Raw genomic sequence first — 22,851 nt, 5'->3', positions numbered from 1 at the left:
GGGGGAGAGCGACGGGTCACCCGCGCTGGTGTCGCGAGCGGCTGACGCTCATCAGGATGCCGATGCCGAGCATCATCGCCAGGGCGTTGGAGCCGCCGACGCTGAAGAAGGGGATCGTGATGCCGGTGACGGGCAGGAGCTGGAGGACCATGCCGACGTTGATGACGACGTGGAAGAAGAACAGGGCGGAGACGCCGACGCACAGCAGGGCGCCGAAGCGGTCGCGGGCCTGGGAGGCGAGGCCGAGGCCCCACAGCACCAGGGCGACGAACATCACCAGGACCATGGCGGCGCCGAGGAAGCCCCACTCCTCGGCGTAGACGGCGAACGGGAAGTCGGTGTCGCCGTAGGGCAGGAAGTCGAGGGTGTTCTGGGTGCCCTGGCGGACGCCGCGGCCGAAGAAGCCGCCGTTGCCGACGCCGATCATGGCCTGGATGGTCTGGTAGCCCTCGTTGTCGGCGTAGGCCTCGGGGTTGAGCCACACGTCGATGCGCGAGCGCTGGTACTTGTGCATGAAGAAGGCCCAGCCGAGCATGAACAGGGTGACGCCCGTGGTCATCAGGGCGAGGATGCTCTTGAGGCTGAGCTCGGTGAGGGCGAGGATCGTCAGCGCGACCAGGCTGCAGATGATGCCGGTGCTGAGGTCGGGCTGGTTGACGATCAGCGCGACCGGCACGAGGAACATGATGAACGGGACGATCAGGTGCCGGACCTTGCGCGGGGCCTTGCTCGGCCGGTCGCTGAGGTAGCGCGCGAGCGCGGCGATCAGCAGGATCTTCATCAGCTCCGACGGCTGGAACTGGTAGTCGCCGAGCTCGAGCCAGCGGCGGGCCTCGTTGCGCATGACGCCGATCAGCGGGACGAGCCCGAGCAGGCCCAGCCCGAACAAGTAAGCCGCGTAGGCGAGCCGGTGCAGGACGCGGTAGTCGAGGGCGGCGACGATCGCGGCCGCGATCGTGCCGAGGCCGAGCCAGCGGATCTGGACCTGGATCTTGCCGCTCCAGTCGCCGGTGCCGGCGCTGTTGAGGTTGATCAGCGCGAGCGCGACGATGCCGGCGACGAGGGTGACGATCACCCAGTCGATGTTTTGCACGATCCGGCGGAACAGCGAGCGCGGGCGACCGATCGACGTCACGGCAGGACCTCCTTCGCGGCGTGCTTCTTCTTCGCGGCGTGCTTCTTCTTCGCGGCGTGCTTCCTGGTCGAAGGCTTGTCCGTGTTCTTCTTGCCGCCCGGCCGGCTCGGGCCCGGCGGCGGGCTGGTCTTGGTGACATGTCCGGAAGGACCTGTCTCTTCAGACTTGGGCGGGGGCGGCCCGAGCGGGCGGTCGCCGGGCAGGCGGGCGCCGGTGAGGGCGACGGTGCGGTCGGGCGCGGCGTTGCTGTCGCCGAGGACCTCCTGCTTGCCGCGCTGGCCGGGCAGCGGCGGGGGGACGCCGCCGGGGCGGCGCGGCTGGGGGGTCTCGGAGCGGCTGCCGAGGTAGCTCTCGATGACCTTCATGACGATCGGCGCGGCCGCGTCGGCACCGACGCCGCCGTGCTCGACGAAGGCGACGACGACGATCTTGGGCGCGTCGGCGGGGGCGTAGCCGGCGAACCAGGCGTGGTCCTGGGTGAAGTCGAAGCCGGGGATCGGGCCGGGCTTGGGGGTCTTGGTCTTCTTGTCGAGGGCGCCGACCTGGGCGGTGCCGGTCTTGCCGGCGACGACGACGCTGCCGAGCCGCTCGCTGTAGGCGGTGCCGAGCTCGTTGTTGACGACGCCGACGAGGCCGGCGTGGATCCGGTCGCGGTCGGCCGGGAGGACCGGCTCGAGGTCGCGGCGCACCTGCGGCTTGTTCTGCAGCACGAGCCGGCGGTCGGGGGTCTCGATGCGGTCGACGATGTAGGGGGTCATGACGCGGCCGCCGTTGGCGATCGCGGCGTACAGCACGGCGACCTGCAGCACGGTGGCGGTCACGTTGCCCTGGCCGATCGCGCTGTTGAGGCGGACGCCGCGCTGGTAGGTGCCCTCGCGCGCCTCGAACGCCTCGGTCGGGATGCGCCCCTTGGCCTCGCTGTTGATGCCGATGCCGGTCCGCTCGCCGAGGCCGAGCCGGCGCGCGAACAGCTCCATGCGCTCGAGGCTGAGGACGGTGTCGATCGCCAACGTGTAGAAGTAGACGTTGCACGACTGCACGATCGCCTGCTCGAGGTTGACCGGGCCGTGCTTGTGGGTGCACTTGAAGCGGCGACCGCCGTAGTTGACGTAGCCGTCGCAGGTGATCGTCTTCTCGGGGTCGAAGGTCGGGTCGTCGAGCGCGGCCAGGGCGGAGACGACCTTGTAGGTCGAGCCGGGGAAGTAGTGCTCCTGCACCGTGCGGTCGATGAAGGGCTTGAGCGGGCTCTCCGACCAGGCCTTGTACTGGTCGCGTCCGATCGGCTGCTGCCAGCGGTTGGGGTCGATCGCCGGGACGCTGAGCATGGCGACGATCCGGCCGGTGTCGGGCTCGATGGCGACGAGCGCCCCGGCGGGCTTGTCGGCGAACGCCTCGGCGGCGACGCGCTGCAGGTCGAGGTCGAGGGTGAGGTAGACGTCCTGGCCGGGGATCGGGTCCTCGTCGGGCGGCAGGGCGGCGAGCGCGTCGCGCGGCGGATCCTTGACCGGGTGGTGGTGCACGTCGACGACGCGCGAGCGCTTGCCGGGGCGGCCGCGCAGGTAGTTCTCCCACTGCCGCTCCATGCCGGTCTTGCCGACGCGGTCGCCCGGGCGGTACGAGCCGCCGGAGTTGGCGAGGCCCTCGGGGGTGATCTCGCCGACGTAGCCGGTGACGAAGGCGGTGAGCTCGCCGGCGGGGTAGAAGCGGCGGGCGGACTCGCGGATCTCGAGCCAGTCGCCGAGGGCGTCCTTGCGGGTCTGGATCCGCGCGAACTCCTGCCAGGTCAGGTTGCCGCGCACGGCGAACGGATAGATGCCCTCGTCGCGGTCGCGCCGGCGCACGATCGCGGCCACGAACTGCTCGCGGTCGGCGGCGTCGACGAAGTCGATCAGGTCGGCGAGCGCGTCGATCTGGGCGTCGGACAGCGGCACGCGCGAGCCGGTCTGCGTGCGCGCGTTCGGGTCGTCGGTCTCGACGATGACGCGCGGCCGCGGGGTGACGTAGAGGGTGTAGGCCGGGCGGTTCGAGGCCAGCGGCCGGCCCTGGGCGTCGAAGATCCGCCCGCGCAGCGCCGGGGCCTCGATCGTGTCGATGAAGTTGCGCTCGGCCCGGCGCACGTAGTGCTCGCCCTCGAGCACCTGCAGCTGGCACAGGCGGCCGAGCAGGACCAGGAACGCGAGCAGGACCACGAGCACCATCGCCTGCAGCCGGGGCCGCAGGGCGCGCAGGTCGTCGGGCTCGCGTAAGCTGGTCATGGGGTCATGTCCACTCGTTCATGTCCAATCGGACGGGTCGGATTCCTCGAGCGGGGGGCCGGCGTTGCGGGCCTGCAGCGGCGAGCGGCGGGCCGGGCGGGGGCGGCGGCCGAAGGCGCGGTCCCAGGCGCCGAGGGCCAGCTCGGCGAGGACGAACACGCCGGGGGCGGCGAGCACGGTGGCGAGGGCGTGCCAGCGGGCCTGCAAGAGGCCGGCGACCAGCGCCTCGGTCTCGACGCCGAGGCGCCGGCGGGCGCTGAAGAGCAGCGCGAAGGTGACGAGGTCGACCAGGGCGGCGGCGACCCCGGCCGCGAGGGCGCGGGCGATCGGGCCCTCGACGGCCAGCCGCCGGCTCGACCACACCAGGGCGCAGCACGACAGGCCGTAGGCCAGCGACAGGAGGCCGATGGGCGTCCCCTGGGCCATGTCCTCGAGGTAACCCAGGCTGACCGCGACCCAAAGGCCGCTCGGCAGCGACAGCTCGCGCCCGAACACGACGTGGGCGACCAGCGCGGCCGAGGTGGCCGGGAGCATGACCGTGAGCCCGAGCGTCTGCCCGAGGCCGCCGACGGCGGCCAGGAGCAGCCAGCCGAGGGCGATGTAGATCAGGGGGCGCATGGACCAGAGGACGTGGGGTCGCGCGGGGACGGGGAGGGTCGAACGTGTCCGGAGGGACAGGCCCGGAGCGAGGTCGCGGAGGGCATGTCCGATCGGTCATGTCCTGAGGGATAGCCCCGCTGCACGGGCTCCGCGGCGCCGGTCGCCGGGCGCGCTCGGACATGTCCTTGCGGACAGGTCGGGAGCGGGGCGGTGGCGATCGGGAGGAGCATGGTCTTCGGGTAGGTTACTGCAGCGGGCCGAGGCCGTGGGCGGCGGCGGGGGGCGGCTGGAGCCCTCGGGGTCGGGGGCGGGGGCGCTGGCGAGCACGACCCACACCATGTCGAGGCGGTCGAAGCGGACGGCGGGGACGACGTGGACGCGCTGCTGGGCGCCGACGACGTCGTCGACGCGGACGACCTGGCCGACCGGCTGGCCGCGGGGGAACAGCTCGTCGACGCCGGAGGTCTGGACCAGGTCGCCGACGCTGACGCCGAGATCGGCGGCGACGTGGACGACGCAGCGGTCCTCGCCGATGCCCTCGAGGATGCCAGGCGCGCGGGTGCTGGCGATCTCCACCGCGACCTTGCTGCGCGGGTCGGTGATCAGCATGACCTCGCTGTGGTCGTCGGCGGCGCGGTCGATGCGGCCGACCACGCCGGCGTCGGCGATCACGGCCATGCCGGGGCGGACGACCCGGTCGCCGCGGTCGAGCCGGAGCTTGACGACGCGGAAGAACGGCGACTGCTCGACGCCCGCGACCTCGGCGGCGATCATGTCCTCGGCGACCTTGTCGCGCATCTGCAGCGAACGCCGCAGCTCGCGGTTCTCTTCCTCGACCTGCTGCAGGCTGCGCAGGTCGAGCCGGAGCTTGCGGTTCTCGGCGGCGAGCGCCTCGTTGTCGTCCTGCAGGCGGGCCTGCAGCAGCCAGCGCTCGAAGAACCGGCCGGCGTTGCCGGCGGCGTAGCTGATCCCGGCCTCGAGCGGGGCGCCGACCTTGACGACCATGCGGTCGAAGCCGCTCAGCGCGCGCGGGTCCTGCAGGCTCGAGCGCAAAAGGAGCGCCGGGATCCCGAGCAGGACCGCGACCAGGACCGCGTTCTTGGCGCTGCGGAGGCCCGCCATCCTCCGGGACTCCTTACTGGAGCGCGACCTCGCGGAGGAGGTCGAGCTCGTCGAGGACCGCGCCGGTGCCGAGGACGACCGCGAACTCGGGCTCGTCGCACACGAAGCACGGCAGACCTGTCTCGTCGGACAGGAGGACGTCGAGGTTGCGCAGCTGCGAGCCGCCGCCGGTGAGGACGATGCCCTTGTCGACGATGTCGGCGCACAGCTCGGGCGGGGCGGCCTCGAGCACCAGGCGCACGGCCTCGACGATCGCGGCGACCGGCTCGCTCACGGCCTCGCGGATCTCCTCGCTGTCGACGACGATGGTCTTGGGGATCCCGCCGACCAAATCGCGGCCCTTGACCTCCATGGTCATGAAGTTGCGGGTCGGCGCGGCGGTGCCGATCTGGATCTTGATCCGCTCGGCGGTGCGCTCGCCGATCAGGAGGTTGTACTTGCGCTTGACGTGCCGGACGATCGCCTCGTCGATCTTGTCGCCGCCGACGCGGATGCTCTTGCAGGCGACGATGCCGGCGAGGGAGATCACCGCGACCTCGGCCGTGCCGCCGCCGATGTCGACGACCATGTTGCCGCCCGGCTCGGTGATCGGCAGGCCGGCGCCGATCGCCGCGGCCATCGGCTCCTCGATGAGGAACACCTCGCGCGCCCCGGCCGCCAGCGCCGAGTCCTTGACCGCCCGCTTCTCGACCTCGGTGATGCCCGAGGGCACGCAGATGACGATCCGCGGCTTGACCAGGGTCTGGCGGTTGTGGGCCCGGTTGATGAAGTGCCGCATCATCGCCTCGGTGACCTCGAAGTCGGCGATGACGCCGTCCTTCATCGGCCGGATGGCGGTGATGCTGCCGGGCGTGCGCCCCAGCATCTCCTTGGCCTCCTTGCCGACGGCGACGACCCGCTTGGTGCTGCCCTTCTTCTGCACGGCGACCACGCTGGGCTCGTGGGCGACGATCCCCCTGCCCTTGACGTACGTCAGGGTCGTGGCGGTCCCGAGGTCGATGGCCATGTCGTTGGAGAACAGGCCGTATACCCAGTCAAAGAGCATGCTGCGCGCGGCGTTCGGGTGTACCCGCCGAAGCAGTCGACGGCAAGTCAGCGGCGTTGTGCGGGAGGCTTGCGGCTTTTCTCACAATAGGCGGCCCGGCGGCGGCTTCGGGCCCTGGAGCGCGGAGCGCCGGCTCCGCGGCGGCCAACGCGGCGGCCCCCCGGCGTATTCCGCGGGCCCAAAGGCGGCCCGGAGTTTCCCGGGGGCCGTCTTACCGCTAGCTTCGCGGGGACATGACGGACGAGACGACCGCGGCCCCACGCGGCACCACGATGAAGACAGTCGGCGCATGGCTCCTGCTCGGGATGCTGGCGCTCGCCTTCGGCCTCAGCTTCGGCCTGCCGAGCGACGCGATCACTTGCGGCGTCGAGCCGCTGGCCAAGACCTACGGCACCAACGTGGTGGACGAGGACTTCCAGTACGAGTTCCGCGCCATCTCGCTGACCACGCGGATCCCCGAGGACCCCAAGATGCAGGAGATGCTGGGTCTGCGCGAGGAGGTGCTCGACGCGATCGTCGAGCGCCGCGTGCTCGGCGAGATCGGCCGGCGGATGGGCCTGGTGGCCGACCTCCGCGACGCCGAAGATCTCACGGCCGACGGCCATCTGATCGTGCTCGGCAAGACGTGGGACTGGCTGGCCGGCCAGGCGTTCAACTACGCCGCGTTCGAGCGCAACTGGCTGCCGCGCTTCGGCGTCGGCGAGCGCCGCTACCTCGAGTACCAGCGCGAGGAGGTGCTGGCCCGCACCGTGCGCGACGTGCTGGCGAGCGTGATCACCGTGTCCGAGGCCGAGGTCCGCAGCGCCTACGACCAGCGGCAGAACCAGCTGTCGCTGCGCTACGCCCGCTTCGAGGCCGGGCGCTTCGCCGACCTGGTCGACCCGTCGCGGGCCGACCTCGACAAGTACGTGGCCGAGCACAAGGACGAGCTGGTCAAGCAGTTCGAGTCGCAGGGCACGCGCTTCCTCAAGCTGCCGAAGCAGATCCGGCTGCGCTTCATCGAAGTCGAGAAGCCGCAGCCGCCGGCGGTCGACGCCGACAAGGCGACGCAGCAGCAGCACGCGACCGACCTGGCGGCGGCGCGGGCCAAGATCGACGCGGCGCTGGCCAAGCTGCAGGCCGGCGAGGACTTCCGCGCGGTGGCGCGGGCGACGTCGGAGGACGCGGACACGGCCCGCCGCGGCGGCGACTACGGGTGGGTGACGCTCGAGGGCACCGGCACCGGGCTCGATCCGGTGGTCGACGAGGCGGCGCGCAAGCTCGAGGTCGGCGCGCGCTCCGAGGTGGTCGAGAGCGACGAGGCCTTCTACATCGTCAAGGTCGAGGGCCAGCGCGAGGGCGACGTGCCGCAGGACGAGGCGATCCTCGACCTGGCCGAGGAGGCGCTGGCGCGCGAGCGCGGCAAGGCGCTGGCCAAGCAGGCCGCGGCCGAGGCGCTGCAGGCGCTCAAGGACGGGGCGACGATGACGCAGCTGTTCCGCTCGCCCGACGCGCTCGGCGGGCCGGCGGCCGGCGGCATCGACCAGCTCGAGATCCCGACCGACCCGCCCAAGGCGCCCAAGCCCGACGACAAGCCCGAGCTGCGCGTCACCGGCCTCTTCAGCAAGGAGAAGCCGATCCCCGGCCTCGGCGTGAACCCCGAGATCACCAAGGCCGCGTGGGCCGCCGACCCCAAGGCCGAGTTCATCGACCAGGTGTTCGAGACGCCCGACGGCTTCATCCTCGCCGCCGTCGAGCGCAAGGAGACGGCCACCGACGAGGGCTTCGCGGCCGCCCGCGCGGCGCTGTACCGCGAGCTGTCCGAGGCCAAGGCGGCCAAGGTCACGGCCCGCTACGCCTACCACACCTGCCTCGGCGACAAGGCCCGCGGCGACATCGTCCCCTACAGCGAGCGGGTGTCGCGGATGATGACCTACGACACCAAGGAAGCCTTCGACGAGAAGGGCAACCGGGTGCTGCGGCCGTACGTGATGTGCGACCGCGTCGGCAACCGCGGCGGCATGCTCAACCTGGCGGCGCTGACCGGCGGCGGCGGCCGCTAGCTGGCTGAAAGGACAGGTCGCAACGGCCATGGCGTCGGCGACCGGTCGGGACGGACAGGCGAGCGGCCTCGGCCTCCGCCTCGAGCTGGCCCAGGGGCCAGGCGGCCCGCGGGTCCGGCTGCACGCCGGCCCGGCCGACCTGGCGCCGGGCCTGCGCCTGGCCGCGCTGGTGGCCGAGCCGGTCGGCGAGGCCCGGCCGCGCTCGGCCGCGGCGCTGCGCGAGGGGCCCTGGCGCGCGCTCGAGGCCAGGCTCGAGGTGAGCGCGGCGGCGCTCGAGGGCGCGGCGCGGCAATTGTGCGGGGTGGCGATCGGGACCTGGCCGATCGGTCAGGTGGCCGTCGACGCGGTCGGCGAGTCGGTGGTGCTGACGCTGGCCGGGCCGCGCGACGACGGCTGGCCGGCGCTGGCGCAGATCGAGCTCGGGGTGGGAGTCGTGGACGGGGAGATCGCGGTGCGGGCCCGTCGCGTGTGGGCGACGGGGCCGCTGGCGCCGTCGGGGGCGGCGCTGTGGATGGCGGCGGCTCGCGGGCTGGCGCGCGGGCGCGAGGGGGTGGTGCGGCTGGACGGGGCGACGCTGCGGGTGACGCCGGAGTGGCTGCTGCGGCGGGCGTTCCGCGCGGCCGGGGCCGCCCCGCCGCGCTCGCGCGGGCTGCAGGTGACGCGCGTGCGCGGCGAGGGCCGCGGGCTGCGGGTGGTGCTCGCGGACGTGGCGCACGGGGCAGGTCCGGAAGGGCATGTGCGAAAGGGCATGCCAGAAGGGACATGGGCGCGAGGACATGCGCGCGAGGACATGTCCCTCGCGCCCGACGACCCGCTCGCCGAGCTGCGGGCGGCGCTGCGGGCGGGCGACCGCGCGGCGGCGCTGGCGGCCCTGGGCTACGCGCCGGCGCCGACGCACCCGGGGGCGCGCCGGCTGACGCGGGCGCTGGCGCAGGTGCAGGCCGAGCTGCTGCGCTTCCGCGACCCTGCGGGGGCGGCCGCGGCGGTGCGCGCGTGGCTGGCGGCGGCGCCGGACGATCCGGAGGCGTGGTGGCGGGTGACCGTGGCGCAGGCGCGCGCGGGCGAGGCGGAGGGGGTGGTCCGCGGGCTGGCGGCGCTCGAGCGGATGCCGGGCCCGCCGGCGGCGCGGCTGCGGCGGCGTGTGGCGCGGGCGCTGGTCGAGGCGGAGCAGCTCGGCGCGGGCGGGCGGGCGCGAGCTGTCCTCGAGGACATGTCCCTCGGCGCCGGGCCGGCGGCCCAGGCGGAGGCCTGGCGGGCGCTGGCGATCGCGCGGGCGGGCGACCCGCAGGCGGCGAGCGAGGCGGTCGAGGCGGCGGTGAGCGCGGCGCTGGCCGCGGCGGCGCGGTGCGAGCGAGCGTGGTGCGAGGCGGCCGAGCTGCACGCGCGGGTGGCCGCGGCCGGGCGCCGCTGCGGGCGCGACGTCGCGGAGGCGGAGCGCGCGGCCAGCGAGGTCGCCGAGGCGGCGCTGCGACTGGCGCGCGAGGGCCGGCTGCGGCAGCTCGGTGAGGCGATCGCGGGGCAGACCCGGCGCGCCGATCGCAAGCGGGTGCGCACGGAGCTGCAGGCGCGCGCGGCTCGCTCGCTCGACGCCGGCGCGATGCTGGCGCTGGCGGAGATGGTCGAAGAGACAGGTGAGCGGGGGCGGGCGCAGGCGCTGCGGCAGGTCGCAGGTTTTCTGCTGCCGGGGTGGGCGGTGGACTCGCGCGAGGGCGGCTCGGAGGGCCGGCTCGCCGGCTCGGGCGAGGCAGCGGGCGAGGGCGGCTCGGAGGGCCGGCCCGCCGGCACGGGCGAGGCCGCGCGTGGTGGGTCGCAGGCGCACGGCGAGGGGCGTGAGCCGGCAGGCGCGAGGGCGGGGAGCTCGACCGCGACGGAGCTCATGAGCGTGGAGCGCATCTCGGCCGGGCAGTCGCGCGCGGAGAAGTCGGAGCAGAGGTCGGTCGTCGACGCGTCGAGCGACACGTGGGGCGCGAGCGACGAGGGCGGGGAGCCGCGCGAGGCGATCCGTCGCAGCTTGCGCGAGCTGGTGGCGGCGACGGCGGGGATTCGCGCGGCGCGCGAGCTGACGTTGGTGGACCTGGAAGAGGCGGCGCGCGTGTCGGCGCTCGTCGAGCCGGAGGTGCAATGGTTGCGGGCGGCGACGGGGCTGCGATTGCCGGTCCGCGTCGGCCGCGGCGGGCCCGAGGGCGGCGTGGCGATCCGCAACGAGCGCGAGCCGGCGATCGTGGTGTACCCGGCGATCGTGCGCCAGGACCCGCGCGAGCGGCGGTTCCGCCTCGCGCTGGCGGCGGAGCTGGTCCGCGGCGGGCTGGCGATCGCGCTCGACCCCGCCGGCGCGTCGCTCCACGAATTGCTGGCGGCGCTGGCGTGGCTGGGCGAGCCGTCGCAGGTGCCGACCTTGCCGGGGGCGCAGACGATCGTGCGACTTTGGCAAAAGCGCGGGGTGACGCCGGAGCGATTCGCGTCGGAGCTGCGGGCGCGGCTCGCCGGGCAATTGCAAGGATGGCGGGCCGACGCGGCGAGCGTGACGCGGCTGGCGACGCTGCTGCGCGGCGATCACTGCGTGGCGGCGGCGCGCCTGGCTGCGGCCTTCGACGGGGCGCTGCTGGCGATCGGTCGCGACGCCCGCCTGCCGGCGCCGGTCGACGAGGCCGGCGCGCGCCGGGTGTGCGCGACGGACGAGGCGCAGCGGCTGTTCCGCGCCGCCGGGCTGTTCTTCGCCGCGGGAGATGAACATGGCTGAAGAGACAGATTGCTTCATCACCACGGCGCGCCTGCAGGTCCGCCGGTTCCGCGCCGAGGACGCGCCGACCCTCGTGGCCTACCGCGCCGACCCGGAGGTGGCGCGCTACCAGGGCTGGACGCAATTCGACGAGGCCGAGGCGCGCGAGTTCATCGCCGGGCTGCGCGCCAGCCGACCGGGGGTGCCGGGCGTGTGGTACCAGTTCGCGCTGGCGCTGCTGTCCGAAGGGACATTGATCGGTGACGTGGGGCTGCGCGTGACCGCCGGCGAGCCGACCACCGCCGACATCGGTTACACGCTGATGACGGCCCAGCAGGGCCGCGGGCTGGCCAGCGAGGCGGTCCGCGCGGTCTGCGAATACGCGTTCTCGCAGCTCGGGGTGCGGCGGATCCAGGCGACCGTCGACGACCGCAACGTGCGCTCGCTGGCGCTGGCGCGGCGCTTGGGAATGATCGAGGAGGCGGCGGTCGAGACGATCTGGCGCGGCGAGCCCTGCGTCGATCGCATCTTCGTGCTCACGCGCGGGTGAGGCGAGGGGATCGGCAGCCGACCGGTGCGCCGCCGGTGTTCTGGCTGCCGGGCGGCCCGGGCCTGAGCGTGCGCGGAGCGTTCGCGGCCAACGACAGGGGCAAGCTGCGGACCTGGCTCGAACTGCGCGCCGTCGCGGACCTGGTCGTGCTCGAGCAGCGCGGGGACTCGGTGCGCGGCGAGATGCTCACGGACACGCGCGAGGCGTGGCCGCAGGACCGGCCCGCCTCGGTCGAGGCGTCGGCCGAGAGCATGCGCGCGCGCGCCCGAGCGGCGGTGCATGCCAACCCCGACAAGGACCTGTCGGGCTACGACATCGCCGAGTTCGTGGCCGACGTCGACGACCTGCGCCGCGCGCTCGGCTACGAGAAGATCAGCCTGTTCGTCGGCAGCTTCGGCTCGCAGTGGGGCCTGGCGGTGATCCGGCTGCACCCGCAGATCGTCGCGCGGGCGGTGCTGTCGGGGGTGGAGCCGCCGGACAACGGCTACGACATGCCGTTCTATCTGCTCAGGACCGAGCCGGCCGCGAAGCAGGCAATTTTTAATTTTTGAAGAGCGGCCGCACGCCAGGGCTGCCGGCGGAGGTGGTCCTGCCGCCGCCGCGACCGCCGCGCTGAAAGTTGGACATGCTTGTCAGGACATGTCCGATAGTGCATGCCACTATTCGAACGCGTACCACCACAGCGGGACGGCGTCGCCCTCGCTCATCGTATAATAGCCGGAGGCGTCGGGGGCGATGGCGAGGGTCTCGCCCTGGAGCTCGATGGCGAGAGCGATCGGGCATGGCGCGCCGGCGAAGGCGTCGGCGATGGTGGCACCGGGCGGGCGCAGCCACAGGAACGCCTGGGCGTAGGTGCGGACGGCGATGAAGTCGCCGGCGGGCGAGATGTCGCCGCCGGTGGCGACGACGGCCGGGAACTGGACCGGCGCGACCTCCTCGAGGGTGTACGGGCCGCCCGCGGCGACCGGGCCAGGGAGGCGGAAGATCCGGGTCGGATCGCCCTTGGCCACGATCACCAGGTCGCCGGTCTGCGGGTCGACCATCAGCGTCTCGGCGTTGTGCGGCTCGTCCGGGTAGACCAGCTCGATCGCCTCGACGCCGCTCACGCTGACGGTCGCGCCGCCGGCGGCCGCGGCGTCGGGCTCGGGGACGCGGTAGACGGTGATCGAGGGCCGCACCTCGGGGTTGTCGCCGATGTCGCCGAAGTACAGCCATTCGCCCTCGGTAGGACCTGGCCCGGAGGACATGTCCTCCCAGTCGATCGCCACCGCGCCGTCGACCTCGAAGGTGCCGAGGCGCGCGCCGTCGCCGTCGACGGCGAAGAAGCGCGGGCCGTCGCCAGAGTCGTTGTGCAGCCAGAACACGCCGGGCTGGGCGCGGCTGGCGACCAGCCCGGAGGTCTCGTAGATCTGGTCGTCGGCGACGATGCCGACCTGCGCCGGCGGAGCGACGACGGGGCAGCGCGCGAGGCCGCCGGTGGTGGTGTCGTCGCCGGTGGTGGTGGTGGTCGAGGTGGTGAGGCCGCCGGCGGTCGTGGTGCTGGGGCCGTCGCTGGTGGTGAGCGGGGCGCCGGTGGTGACGGGGCCGGTGGTGGTCGTCGAGGTCGTGGTGGTGGCTTCGGCGGTGGTGCTGCTCGCAGACGCACCGGCGGGCCCGGCGTCGTGACAGGCGATCACGAGGGAAGCGGCGGCGAGGACGATGCGAGGGGGAGCCACGGGGAGCGAGGATAACATCGGCGGCCGGCGTGCTCGCGACGCGGCCGTCACACGCGGGGCGGCGGCTTTACCGAAAGTCCGCGAACGCCTACCATCGCCCGACGGAATTCGCGTGTCACGCGGTGGTGGTGCGCTCGCACGCGGTGAGCGAGGCGTGGCCGTGGCCGCACTGGATCGGGGCGCTGCCGACCGAAGAACGACGCGCCGACTTCGTGGCGCCGTCGACGTCGATCCACCCGTATCGACGCGGGGAATTCCTCCGCACGATCGCCCTGACGGGTGCGCTGGATCGACTCGAGGTCGGGACGGTGATGGCGGCGATCGCGTCGTTCGGGCGCGCCGGCGACGACGAGGTCGAGGCGTCGGCGGTGGCGGAGGTGCGGCGGATCCTCGACCTCGATCAGGTGACCGTCGGCGGGGGGATCGAGGTGACCGTCGAGGGGGTGGTGGTGGTGACGCCGCAGTGCTGCGCGGGGCTCGAGCAGTGGCGCGAGTGGCTCGCGTTCCTCGACGGCGGGCCGGAGCCGTGGGGCGGGCATGACCCGATGCTGCGAGTGACGCGGACGGCGTCGGGGTCGATCGCGTTCGGCTATGAGGATTCGGCCGAGTGTCTCGTGGCGCCGGAGCGGCTGCGCGCGGCGCTGGGGGCGGTGGAGGCGGAGTTGGCGGCATTCGCTGGGCTTTTGGCGGGGTGGGCCGAGGTGCACGTGCCGGGGCTCGCGGAGGCGCTGGTCGACAAGCTGGGGCGGGACCTGGCGCTGCGGCCTCCGCGCTGAGGTGGCGAGTCACCAGCCTTCCTGGACAGGGGCACGCCGGGTGGGGTGGGCGGTCGCCAGGCGGGCGTGGGCTTTCGCGGGGTTGGCCGCGGCGCGCGGCTTGGAAGGTGGAGGGCATGCATGCCTTCACCGCCAGCGCGCACACGTTCGTCGGTCGCCGCAAACACAACGAGGACGCTTATCTGCTCGACCCGGTGGAGGGGGTGTTCGCCGTGGCCGACGGCATGGGCGGCTACGCCGGCGGCGAGGTGGCGAGCCGGCTGGCGGTCGAGTCGCTGGCGGAGTTCTTTCAGCACGTGGCGGTCGACGCCGAGGCGACCTGGCCTTACGGGCTGGACCCGTCGCTGACCCTGGCGGAAAACCGCGTCGACGCGGCGATCCGCCTGGCGAACCGGCGGATCTGCGAGGGCCGCCAGGGCTCGCTGCGCGACATGGGCTCGACGATCGCGCTGGTGTCGCTGCTGGGGCGCTCGGCGATCGTGGCCCACCTCGGCGACAGCCGGGTGTACCGCCTGCGCGAAGAGACAGGTGGGCCGGTGCTCGCGCAGCTGACCCGCGATCACTCGCTGTACGAGCAATTGCGCGAGGGCGGGGTCGCGGTGCCGCCGCTGGCGGAGTTCGGGTACGCGAACGTGATCACGCGGGCGCTGGGGCCGCACGAGGAGGAGCGGCCGGAGCTGCACCGCGTCGAGCTGCGCGCCGGCGACCGTCTGCTGCTCTGCACCGACGGGCTGACGGGGCCGCTGCCGCCGGAGACGATCGCGGCGCTGCTGGGGGCCGGGCCGGTCGAGGAGGTGTGCGAGCGGCTGGTCCACGAGGCGTTCCTCGCCGGGTCGCGCGACAACATCACGGCGATCGTGATCGCGATGACGGGGTGAGGATGGGTGGTGGGAGAGCTGCTCGCGCTCGATCGGGTGTTCGATCGAGCATGCCCGGGAGGACATGCCTGGAAAGGCATGTTCAGATGGACATGTCCTCAGTCGTCGACGCCGCCGTCGGGCACGAGGCCGTGCTTGCGCAGGAGGGTGCGCAGGTGCTTGCGGTCGACCTCGGCGGTGCGGGCGGCGGCGGAGATGTTGCCGTCGCTGCGGGCGAGCAGGTCGCGCAGGTAGCTGCGCTCGAACGCGTGCAGCAGCCGCTGCTTGGCCTCGGCGTAGGGGAGGTCGGCGCGGACGCTGAGCTCGTCCTGGGCCGAGCTGTCCCCGGGGACATCCAGGCGGAGGTCGGCGAAGCGGCGGGCGGCGGGCGAGAGGGCGAGGGCGCGGTCGAGGGTGTTGCGCAGCTCGCGGACGTTGCCCGGCCAGTCGTGGGCGGCCAGGCGCGCGAGGCCGGGGCCGTCGATGTCGCCGGCCTCGAAGCCGCGCGCGGCCAGGAGGGCGCGGGCGGTCACGGCGAGGTCCTCGCGGCGGGCGCGCAGCGGCGGGAGGGCGACGCGGAGGACGCTGAGGCGATAGTAGAGGTCGGGGCGAAACGCGCCGGCGGCCACGGCGGCGGCCAGGTCGCGCTGGCTGGCGGCGACGACCCGGACGTCGACGGCGACCTCGTCGTCGCCGCCGACCGGGCGGACGGTGCGGGCCTCGAGCGCCCGCAGCAGGCGCGACTGCAATGCCAGCGGCAGGCTGTCGAGCTCGTCGAGGAAGAGGGTGCCGCCGTGGGCGCGGGCGAAGGCGCCGCGGCGGGCCTGCATCGCCCCGGTGAAGGCGCCCTTGACGTGGCCGAACAGCTCGCTCTCGACCAGCGACTCGGGCAGGGCGCCGCAGTCGAGCGCGACGAACGGGGCGCGGGCGCGGGCGCTGGCGCCGTGGATCGCCCGCGCCGCGACCTCCTTGCCGGTGCCGGTCTCGCCCTCGAGGAGGATGGCGACGTCGCTGGCGGCGGCCAGCTCGAGCACGGCGAACACCTCGCGCATGACGAGGCTCTCGCCGACCAGGTCGCCGAAGCGGCGGCTGCGACTCGGCTCGAGCGCCAGCGCCGCGGGCTCCGGCTGGATCCGCAAGGTCGTGTGGCCGACCCGCAGCACCGCGCCCGCGGGCACGGCGAGCCGGCCGACGGCGGCGCCCTGGTAGAGCGTGCCGTTCTTGCTGCCGAGGTCGGCGAGCAGGAACTGTCCTTCGGGACCTGTCTCGATGCGCAGGTGCTTCCGCGACACCCGCGGGTCGCGTAGCACGAGGTCGCACGCGAGGTCGGTGCCGACGACGACCGGGGCGCCGGCGATCGCGGCCGCGCGGCCCATGTCCGGGCCCTCGACGACGACCACCTGACAGCGCCCGGGGCGAGCGTCGCTGGCCGGGAAGTCGGGGTGGCCGAGGGCGACGGTGGCGACGGTCGAGCTCACGGGGGCAGCATAGCGGCCTTTTTGCCGCGAAAGAGCGGGCCGGCGGACGAGGAGACAGGGGGCGCGACATCGCGTAGTCTGGCTCCTCGTGAGCGAGCCGCTCCCCGCGACCCTCGGGCCGTATCGCGTCGTGCGCCGGATCGGCCAGGGCGGGATGGCGGAGGTGCTGCTCGGGCTGCGCTACGGGGCCAGCGGGTTCGAGAAGCAGGTGGCGCTCAAGCTGCTGCGCCCGGAGCACCGCGGCCGCGCGGAGATCGAGCGCCTGCTGATCGCGGAGGCGAAGATCGGGGCGCGCTTCAGCCACCCGGGCCTGGTCCACGTGCACGATCTCGGGCTGCACTTCGGGGCCTACTTCGTGGTCATGGACTTCGTCGACGGCGCCGACCTGGCGGCCCTGCTGGCCCGAAGGCCGCTGCCGCTGCCGCTGGCGTTGTGGCTGGCCGAGCAGGTGGCGCACGCGCTGGCCTACGTGCACGCGCTGACCGACGAGCTCGGGCGGCCGCTGGGGCTCGTCCACCGCGACGTGAGCCCGGGCAACATCCTGGTCTCGCGGACAGGTGACATCAAGCTGGCCGACTTCGGGATCGCCAAGGCGACGGCGCTGCGCGACATCACGTGGGGGCGGATGGTCAAGGGCAAGTTCGCGTACATGTCGCCCGAGCAGGTCGCCGGCGAGGCCGTGACCGCGGCCTCGGACCAGTTCGCGCTCGGGGTGACGCTGCACGAACTGCTGCTGGGCCGCCGGCCGTTCGACGGCCCCGGGCCGCTGGCGACGATGGAGAACATCCGCCGCATGCCGCTGCCCGACGACCCCGAGCTCGCGGCGCTGCCCAGCCCGCTGCCCGAGCTGCTCCGCCGCAGCATGGCCAAGCAACCCGCCGAGCGGTTCGTCGACCTCACGGAGCTGTCCCTGCGCCTGCACGCGGCGCGCCGCGGATTTCCACCCGTGGGTCCCGGCGATGTCGGCCGGTGGGTCCGCGAGGCCCTGGTCACCCCCGAGACTCCCGAGTCGCCGCCCGGCGGGCCCCCGACGCTGGGCCTCGACACGCAGGGTTGAGGCCGCGGCAATCCCCGGGGCACGCGCCGGAAAGCCTGCGGCGGCACATCGTCGCCCCCATCTGACAATCCCCGTCGGGTCGATGTTGTGACCTCGATCGCATTCGGGGCAGCGAGCGGCCTCCCACCCCGGGCGGCGTTGGATTAGCGTCCACGCATATGCGAAAGCCAAGAGTCATCGTCGTCGGCGCGGGTCCTGCGGGAGGCGCCTGTTCTCTATCGCTCGCTCGCACCGGCGCGTTCGAGGTGCTCGTGCTCGACAAGTCGCAGTACCCGCGCATCAAGGTGTGCGGCAGCGGGCTGTCGCCGCACGCGCTCGACGTGCTGGTCAAGCTCGGGCTGCGCGAGCGGTTCGCGCCGCAGCACGGGGTGATCGACACGATGCTGGTGCGCGGGCCGGAAGGCGGCGAGCAGAGCCTGCACGCGGGCATCGAGGCGTGGGTGGTGCCCCGCGTCGAGCTCGACCACGGGATCGTGCGCGCGGCGACCGAGCACGGCGCCGAGCTGCGCGAGGGCACGAAGGTGCTCGAGCTGCTGCGCGACCCGAGTGGCCAGGTCCGCGGGGTCAAGGCCGAGAGCGGCGAGATCGAGGCGGACCTGGTGGTGTGCGCCGACGGCTCGCCGTCGCGGTTCTCGCGCGACGAGCACCCGAAGACGACGATCCGCACGATCATGGGCTGGTGGCGCGGGACGCCCTACAACGGGCGCACGGCCCACATGGTGTGGGACCGCCGGCTGTCCGGCTATTACGCGTGGATGTTCCCCGAGCCCGGCGAGGTGGTGAACATCGGCCTGACGATCCCCGAGAACGCGCCCGAGGCCGGTCGCCTCAAGGCGCTGTTCCAGGAGCTGCTCGACGAACACTGGGGCGACGGGCTCCGCGACGCCGAGCAGGTCGGCAAGTGGATGGGCCACCCGGCGGTGATCACCAACCGCGTCGGGCCGGTCGCCGAGGCGCGCGCGGTCTGGGTCGGCGAGGCGGCTCGCCTGGTCTCGCCGGGCACGGTCGAGGGCATCGGCTTCGCGCTCGAGAGCGGCTGCATCGCGGCCGACGTGGTCACGCGCCATTTCCAGCGCGAGCGCGGGCTGTCGATGCTGGCGACCGCGAGCTACCGGGCGCGCCTGGCCGCGGCGATGCTGCCGAAGTTCTGGGCCGGCGAGGCGCTCGCCCGCGGGGTGCAGGTCCCGCAAGTGCGGCGGATGGCCGATCGCCTGGTCCACAGCCCGCTGGGCGCGTGGATCGATCGCACGATCTCGACGGTGCTCGGCGACAACCGCCGCGAGGTCGCCGCGCGCCAGGCGAGCTGACGCACGCGCGAAGAGAAGGCGACGCCCGCGAGCCGTGAGGTCCGCGGGCGTCGGCATGTCACGAGGAGAAAGTGGCGCGCGAGCCGGGCGGCGTGCGCCAAGACGGCGACGCCCGCGAGCCGTGAGGCCGCGGGCGTCGGAATGTCACGATGGAGAAGGTGGCGCCGCGACGCGGGCCGCGTGCGCGAGAAAGGGCGACGCCCACGAGCCTTGCGGCTCGCGGGCGTCGGTGGATGCACGGGGACGATCAGGGGGGGACGAAGTCACCCGTGCGGATTGAAAAATCTCGGCCTCACTCGGACTTCGCGACCGCGAAGGTGCGCAGCACCTCGCGGTGGAGCCGGTTGCTCTCGATCCGGTCGCGGACCTCGGAGGTCGCGGCCGCGACCGCGGGGAGGATGAGGCCGAAGAGGGCGATAAAAGCGAGTGCGTCCATGACAGGGGCTCCTTACTTGTCTCTTCGACTAGCGAAGCATGTGCCAGGTTTCGCGAACGTCAACGCTTCGAAATTACATGTGTTGTCACGAACGGCAGGAGAGGTGGCTACTCGAGTTGCTGGCGACCGCATCGGCCGTGGCCAGTGGGACAGACAACCACGAATTTCGAGAACGCCCGCGAGGCCGCTCGCAGCGCCGAACGAGGCGCTTCAGGTCGGTCGACGCGCGAGCCAGCGAGGGGCTCGCGACTCGTCGCGAATGTAAGCAGCCGTATGAACCAGGCCACCCCGCGGCGTCGACGTCGTCGCGGTCCGACACGTCGCGCGCGAGGCGATCACGCGCGGCTGTCGAGCGGCGCGAGCGGCGTCGTCGTCGATGTCGCGCGCTCATCGGCGGGCCCGCGCTGCGGCGAAGGGCGAGGCCGGCGTCGCGCGGGCGAAGGAACCCACTGTCACGACCCCGGGCGCGCGACCCGGTCGCCGGGGAGCGGTCAGGGAGATCGGCCGATGCTTGGGCCGCCGAGGGACATGCGCCGCGGCAAGTGGTCGGCCCGAGCCCGCGAAGGTCGACCCTCGCGCGCACCGGCGGAGCCGCAGTCGCCGCGTGGCCTTCGCCCGAACGGCGAGAATGCTCGTGGATCCACGCCGGCGGCCGTCTCCCGCAGGCGAGGCCGAGGGGCCCCGAACAGAGGTCCGGCGCCGGCCGGCGAGGGCGCGGGCCGGAAAACGGGCCTCCGGCGCCATGTCCGGGCCGGGCGAACCCTGGAGAAATTTCGCGCGCGACGGGCTTGTGATAAAAGGCAGGAATGCTCTCCCGTCTGCATACCTCCTTGCTTTCCTCGTTGATCCTGCTCGGCGCCGCGTGCGGCGACGACGGCAACACCTCGGCGACGGATACGTCGACGGGCACGACGGACACGCCGACGTCGACCGACCCGACGACCTCGACGACGACGGTGGACAACCCGACGACGACCACGACGACGACGGACGACACGACGACGACCACCACCACGGGGGAGCCGGAGACCACCACTCCGACGACGAGCACGACCACGGGGGTGATGCCGGGCGACTGCGACGCGCCGGCCGACGACGCCGACGAGGACGGCGACACGATCGCCAACAAGGACGACAACTGTCGCTGCGACGCCAACCCGAACCAGCTCGACTTCGACGGCAACAGCGTCGGCAACGTGTGCGACGCGCCGCTGACCTTCACCATCGCCGACGGCGCGCCGCCCGAGTTCAACACCCTGGCGACCAACGCGACCGCGTCGCAGCTCATCGCCATGTGCCAGTTCCCGGTCAACATGGTCGTGACCGGCGGCCAGGTCGAGGTCTCGCTCGACGACGAGGGCACGGGCAAGATCTACGCGGCCACCATCAACATCGCCGACACGCCGCAGCTCGAGTGCGACATCCCGTTCATCGTCAACGTCAAGCTGGTGATCAAGGACCTCGTGATCACCGGGCCCGATCCGTTCACGGTCGGCTTCCCGTTCACGGTCGACGACCACAACAGCGGGACGATCACGGGCATGATGGACATGATTCACAACATCATCGTCAACGGCATCATCGACGTGCAGGAGTCGTCGAACGAGATGCTGGCGATGCCGGGCGAGTCGCCGCTGGAGGACGTGCCGGGCTCGTTCCCCGCCGGCAACGTCACCGTCGCCGACGGCGGCGAGCAGGTTACGATCGACTTCGCCAACGGCAACCACGTCGTCTTCATGCAGACCACGAGGGGCGGCCTCGAGATCAAGCTGACCGGCCTCACCGGCAAGCTCCGTTTGCGCAAGTGAGCCCGCGTGCGCGCGGCCGAGGCGCGCGCTCGCCGGCCGTCAGGCGGCGGCGGTGACGTGTTAGGCTCGGGGTTCCTCATGGCCCAGCCGCCGAGCCCTGCGACCGTGCTCCAGCCGCCCGCAGGCGCGGGCGCGACCGCACCCGAACAGAAGATCAAACCCGTCGAGCGACTTCGGCGGGTTTTCTCGTACACGCGCCCGTACACCGGCCGGCTCGTCGCGGCGCTGGTGTGCCTCGTGATCGCCGCGGGGCTCGGGCTGGTGTACCCGTACTACTTCGGCGCGCTGGCCGAGGCGGCGTTCACCAACGCGGCCGCGGCCGACACCGAGGCGGCGTACCGCGAGCTCGGCGACAACACCGTGCTGCTGCTGGCGGTGTTCCTGGCGCAGGCGGTGTTCGTGTTCTTCCGCCATTACCTGATGACCTGGCTCGGCGAGCGGGTCGTCGCGGACCTGCGGATCGCGCTCTACCGCCACCTGGCGGTCATGCCGCAGAGCTTCTTCCACCGCACGCGCACCGGCGAGCTGCTGTCGCGGCTGTCCGACGACGTCACGCGCCTGCAGAGCACCGTCGGCCAGGACCTCAGCATCTTCCTGCGCAACGTGCTGACGCTGGTCGGCGGGATCGCGGTGCTGTTCTGGATGAACTGGAAGCTGACGGCGGCGATGCTGGCGGTGGTGCCGGCGTTGATGATCGCCGCCAACTACTGGAGCCGGATCATCCGCGAGCTCAGCCGCAAGGCCCAGGACGAGCTGGCGACCGCCAGCGGCGCGCTGCAGGAGGGGCTGGCGGCGATCGAGACGGTGCAGGCGTTCACGCGCGAGGAATTCGAGGTGCGGCGCTACGGCGGCGCGATCGAGTCGACCTTCGGGCTGTTCATCAAGCGGGCGATCGCCCGCAGCTGGTTCGCGGCGGTGATCAGCTTCTTCGCCTTCGCCGCGATCGCGGGGCTGTTCTGGCTCGGCGGCAGCATGGTGATCGAGGGCGAGATCACGGCCGCCGAGCTGACCAGTTTCATCTTCTACACGCTGATGGTGGCCGGCTCGGTCGGCGCGCTGGCCGAGCTGCTCGGCGGGCTGCAGTCGACCTTCGGCGCGACGGCGCGGATCTTCGAGATCCTCGACACCCCGCCCGACATCGCCGACCCGCCCGCGCCGGTGCCGAACCCCGTCGTGGCCGGCGAGATCCGCTTCGTCGGCGTCTCCTTCACCTACGGCGACCGCGACGTCGCCGTCGTCCGCGATATCGACCTGCACATTCGGCCAGGTGAGGTGTGCGCGCTGGTCGGCTCGTCGGGCTCGGGCAAGACGACGCTGGGCCGGCTGGTGCTGCGCTTCTGGGACCCGACGGCGGGGGCGATCCTGCTCGATGGCCACGACCTGCGGGCGCTGCGGCTCGAAGACCTGCGCGGGGCGATGGCGATGGTCTCGCAGGACCCGGTGCTGTTCAGCGGGACGATCCGCGACAACATCCGCTACGGGCGGCTCGACGCGACCGACGCGGAGATCGAGGCGGCGGCGCGGGCGGCCAACGCCGACGGGTTCATCCGCGAGTTCCCTCTCGGCTACGACACGGTGGTCGGCGAGCGCGGGGTCAAGTTGTCCGGCGGTCAGCGGCAGCGGGTGTCGATCGCGCGCGCGCTGCTGCGCGACCCCAAGGTGCTGATCCTCGACGAGGCGACCTCGGCGCTCGACGCCGAGAGCGAGCACCTGGTCCAGGGCGCGCTCGAGGTGCTGCAGCGCGGACGGACGACCCTGGTCATCGCCCACCGCCTCAGCACGATCCGCGACGCCGACCGGATCGTCGTCCTCGACCACGGCCGGATCGCCGAGACCGGGCGCCACGCCGAGCTCCTGGCGCGGGGCGGGGTCTACGCAAGATTGGTCGCCCGCCAGGCCGCCGCCGCCGCCGACAGCCCCGGCGAGGTCCCGGTCGGGCCGTAGCGCCT

General features: G+C 73.0%; 18 protein-coding genes. 10 read left to right on the top strand and 8 right to left on the bottom strand.

Translation table 11 applies throughout. The features are described 5' to 3' along the window. Positions 1-16: 16 nt before the first annotated feature. The 5 genes from rodA to NAEX_RS10105 all read right to left on the bottom strand — a co-directional run bounded on the left by rodA (position 17) and on the right by NAEX_RS10105 (position 6,157). The gene (gene rodA, locus NAEX_RS10125; RefSeq protein WP_096327305.1) at positions 17-1,135 is read right to left on the bottom strand and encodes a rod shape-determining protein RodA; all 1,119 of its coding nucleotides are present in this window, start codon (positions 1,133-1,135) and stop codon (positions 17-19) included. Beyond that, positions 1,132-3,390: a penicillin-binding protein 2 gene (gene mrdA, locus NAEX_RS10120; protein WP_096327304.1), complete on the bottom strand. Its 2,259-nt coding sequence runs from the start codon at positions 3,388-3,390 to the stop codon at positions 1,132-1,134. Before mrdA ends, rodA begins: the two co-directional genes overlap by 4 nt. An 18-nt stretch (positions 3,391-3,408) precedes the next feature. Further along, positions 3,409-4,008 (bottom strand): hypothetical protein, encoded by a 600-nt coding sequence (locus NAEX_RS10115; protein ID WP_096327303.1) that lies wholly within the window; start codon positions 4,006-4,008, stop codon positions 3,409-3,411. A 96-nt stretch (positions 4,009-4,104) separates the two neighbouring features. Beyond that, positions 4,105-5,112, bottom strand: coding sequence for a rod shape-determining protein MreC (gene mreC, locus NAEX_RS10110; protein WP_096327302.1), 1,008 nt, complete (start codon positions 5,110-5,112; stop codon positions 4,105-4,107). A 13-nt stretch (positions 5,113-5,125) separates the two neighbouring features. Further along, positions 5,126-6,157 carry a rod shape-determining protein gene (locus tag NAEX_RS10105; RefSeq protein WP_096327301.1) on the bottom strand — a complete coding sequence of 344 codons (1,032 nt, stop codon included), beginning with the start codon at positions 6,155-6,157 and terminating at the stop codon, positions 5,126-5,128. Between the two features lie 233 nt (positions 6,158-6,390). Here NAEX_RS10105 and NAEX_RS10100 point away from each other — a divergent pair, with 233 nt between their 5' ends. The 4 genes from NAEX_RS10100 to NAEX_RS10085 are packed head-to-tail and all read left to right on the top strand — an operon-like array spanning position 6,391 to position 12,019. Beyond that, positions 6,391-8,199: a peptidylprolyl isomerase gene (locus tag NAEX_RS10100; protein ID WP_096327300.1), complete on the top strand. Its 1,809-nt coding sequence runs from the start codon at positions 6,391-6,393 to the stop codon at positions 8,197-8,199. Positions 8,200-8,227: 28 nt separating this feature from the next. After that, complete coding sequence (locus tag NAEX_RS10095) at positions 8,228-10,939, top strand: hypothetical protein (RefSeq protein WP_096327299.1); 2,712 nt, start codon at positions 8,228-8,230, stop codon at positions 10,937-10,939. After that, positions 10,932-11,468, top strand: a complete 537-nt coding sequence (locus tag NAEX_RS52825) for a GNAT family N-acetyltransferase (RefSeq protein WP_245913660.1) — start codon at positions 10,932-10,934, stop codon at positions 11,466-11,468. Before NAEX_RS10095 ends, NAEX_RS52825 begins: the two co-directional genes overlap by 8 nt. Before the next feature lie 35 nt (positions 11,469-11,503). After that, positions 11,504-12,019, top strand: a complete 516-nt coding sequence (locus NAEX_RS10085) for an alpha/beta fold hydrolase (RefSeq protein WP_245913659.1) — start codon at positions 11,504-11,506, stop codon at positions 12,017-12,019. Positions 12,020-12,127: 108 nt separating this feature from the next. On the opposite strand, the gene NAEX_RS10080 is transcribed toward NAEX_RS10085, so the two are convergent. After that, the gene (locus NAEX_RS10080; protein ID WP_143140941.1) at positions 12,128-13,183 is read right to left on the bottom strand and encodes a hypothetical protein; all 1,056 of its coding nucleotides are present in this window, start codon (positions 13,181-13,183) and stop codon (positions 12,128-12,130) included. Positions 13,184-13,326: 143 nt separating this feature from the next. Between NAEX_RS10080 and NAEX_RS10075 the strand changes: the two genes are divergently transcribed. Then, positions 13,327-13,959 (top strand): hypothetical protein, encoded by a 633-nt coding sequence (locus tag NAEX_RS10075; protein ID WP_143140942.1) that lies wholly within the window; start codon positions 13,327-13,329, stop codon positions 13,957-13,959. Between the two features lie 116 nt (positions 13,960-14,075). Next, a complete protein-coding gene (locus tag NAEX_RS10070) occupies positions 14,076-14,837 on the top strand; it encodes a PP2C family protein-serine/threonine phosphatase (RefSeq protein WP_143140943.1) in 762 nt (253 codons plus the stop codon). 98 nt (positions 14,838-14,935) lie between these two features. On the opposite strand, the gene NAEX_RS10065 is transcribed toward NAEX_RS10070, so the two are convergent. Further along, positions 14,936-16,294, bottom strand: a complete 1,359-nt coding sequence (locus NAEX_RS10065; RefSeq protein WP_245913658.1) for a sigma 54-interacting transcriptional regulator — start codon at positions 16,292-16,294, stop codon at positions 14,936-14,938. Positions 16,295-16,382: 88 nt separating this feature from the next. Between NAEX_RS10065 and NAEX_RS10060 the strand changes: the two genes are divergently transcribed. After that, positions 16,383-17,351 carry a serine/threonine-protein kinase gene (locus NAEX_RS10060; protein ID WP_096327293.1) on the top strand — a complete coding sequence of 323 codons (969 nt, stop codon included), beginning with the start codon at positions 16,383-16,385 and terminating at the stop codon, positions 17,349-17,351. 158 nt (positions 17,352-17,509) lie between these two features. Beyond that, entirely contained in the window at positions 17,510-18,658 is a 1,149-nt protein-coding gene (locus tag NAEX_RS10055; RefSeq protein ID WP_096327292.1) for an NAD(P)/FAD-dependent oxidoreductase, read from the top strand. Between the two features lie 292 nt (positions 18,659-18,950). Here NAEX_RS10055 and NAEX_RS49950 read toward each other — a convergent pair whose 3' ends face one another. After that, positions 18,951-19,094: a hypothetical protein gene (locus NAEX_RS49950; protein ID WP_170135614.1), complete on the bottom strand. Its 144-nt coding sequence runs from the start codon at positions 19,092-19,094 to the stop codon at positions 18,951-18,953. An 830-nt stretch (positions 19,095-19,924) separates the two neighbouring features. Here NAEX_RS49950 and NAEX_RS10050 point away from each other — a divergent pair. Next, positions 19,925-20,902 carry a hypothetical protein gene (locus NAEX_RS10050; RefSeq protein ID WP_143140944.1) on the top strand — a complete coding sequence of 326 codons (978 nt, stop codon included), beginning with the start codon at positions 19,925-19,927 and terminating at the stop codon, positions 20,900-20,902. Positions 20,903-20,980: 78 nt separating this feature from the next. Further along, the gene (locus NAEX_RS10045; RefSeq protein WP_096327290.1) at positions 20,981-22,846 is read left to right on the top strand and encodes an ABC transporter ATP-binding protein; all 1,866 of its coding nucleotides are present in this window, start codon (positions 20,981-20,983) and stop codon (positions 22,844-22,846) included. The last annotated feature ends 5 nt before the right edge of the window (positions 22,847-22,851 follow it).

The organism is Nannocystis exedens, from assembly GCF_002343915.1.
Taxonomy (GTDB): Bacteria; Myxococcota_A; Polyangia; order Nannocystales; family Nannocystaceae; genus Nannocystis; species Nannocystis exedens.
The sequence above is the reverse complement of the archived record's forward strand: the minus strand, read 5'-3'. Positions and strand labels throughout refer to the sequence as shown.

Excerpts from the sequence above, each read along its gene's own strand:
- mreC (WP_096327302.1), bottom strand. The coding sequence starts at position 5,112 with ATGGCGGGCCTCCGCAGCGCCAAGAACGCGGTCCTGGTCGCGGTCCTG.
- NAEX_RS10045 (WP_096327290.1), top strand. The coding sequence starts at position 20,981 with ATGGCCCAGCCGCCGAGCCCTGCGACCGTGCTCCAGCCGCCCGCAGGC.
- NAEX_RS10055 (WP_096327292.1), top strand. The coding sequence starts at position 17,510 with ATGCGAAAGCCAAGAGTCATCGTCGTCGGCGCGGGTCCTGCGGGAGGC.
- mrdA (WP_096327304.1), bottom strand. The coding sequence starts at position 3,390 with ATGACCAGCTTACGCGAGCCCGACGACCTGCGCGCCCTGCGGCCCCGG.
- NAEX_RS10100 (WP_096327300.1), top strand. The coding sequence starts at position 6,391 with ATGACGGACGAGACGACCGCGGCCCCACGCGGCACCACGATGAAGACA.
- NAEX_RS10070 (WP_143140943.1), top strand. The coding sequence starts at position 14,076 with ATGCATGCCTTCACCGCCAGCGCGCACACGTTCGTCGGTCGCCGCAAA.
- NAEX_RS10105 (WP_096327301.1), bottom strand. The coding sequence starts at position 6,157 with ATGCTCTTTGACTGGGTATACGGCCTGTTCTCCAACGACATGGCCATC.
- NAEX_RS10095 (WP_096327299.1), top strand. The coding sequence starts at position 8,228 with ATGGCGTCGGCGACCGGTCGGGACGGACAGGCGAGCGGCCTCGGCCTC.
- NAEX_RS10115 (WP_096327303.1), bottom strand. The coding sequence starts at position 4,008 with ATGCGCCCCCTGATCTACATCGCCCTCGGCTGGCTGCTCCTGGCCGCC.
- NAEX_RS49950 (WP_170135614.1), bottom strand. The coding sequence starts at position 19,094 with ATGGACGCACTCGCTTTTATCGCCCTCTTCGGCCTCATCCTCCCCGCG.
- NAEX_RS52825 (WP_245913660.1), top strand. The coding sequence starts at position 10,932 with ATGGCTGAAGAGACAGATTGCTTCATCACCACGGCGCGCCTGCAGGTC.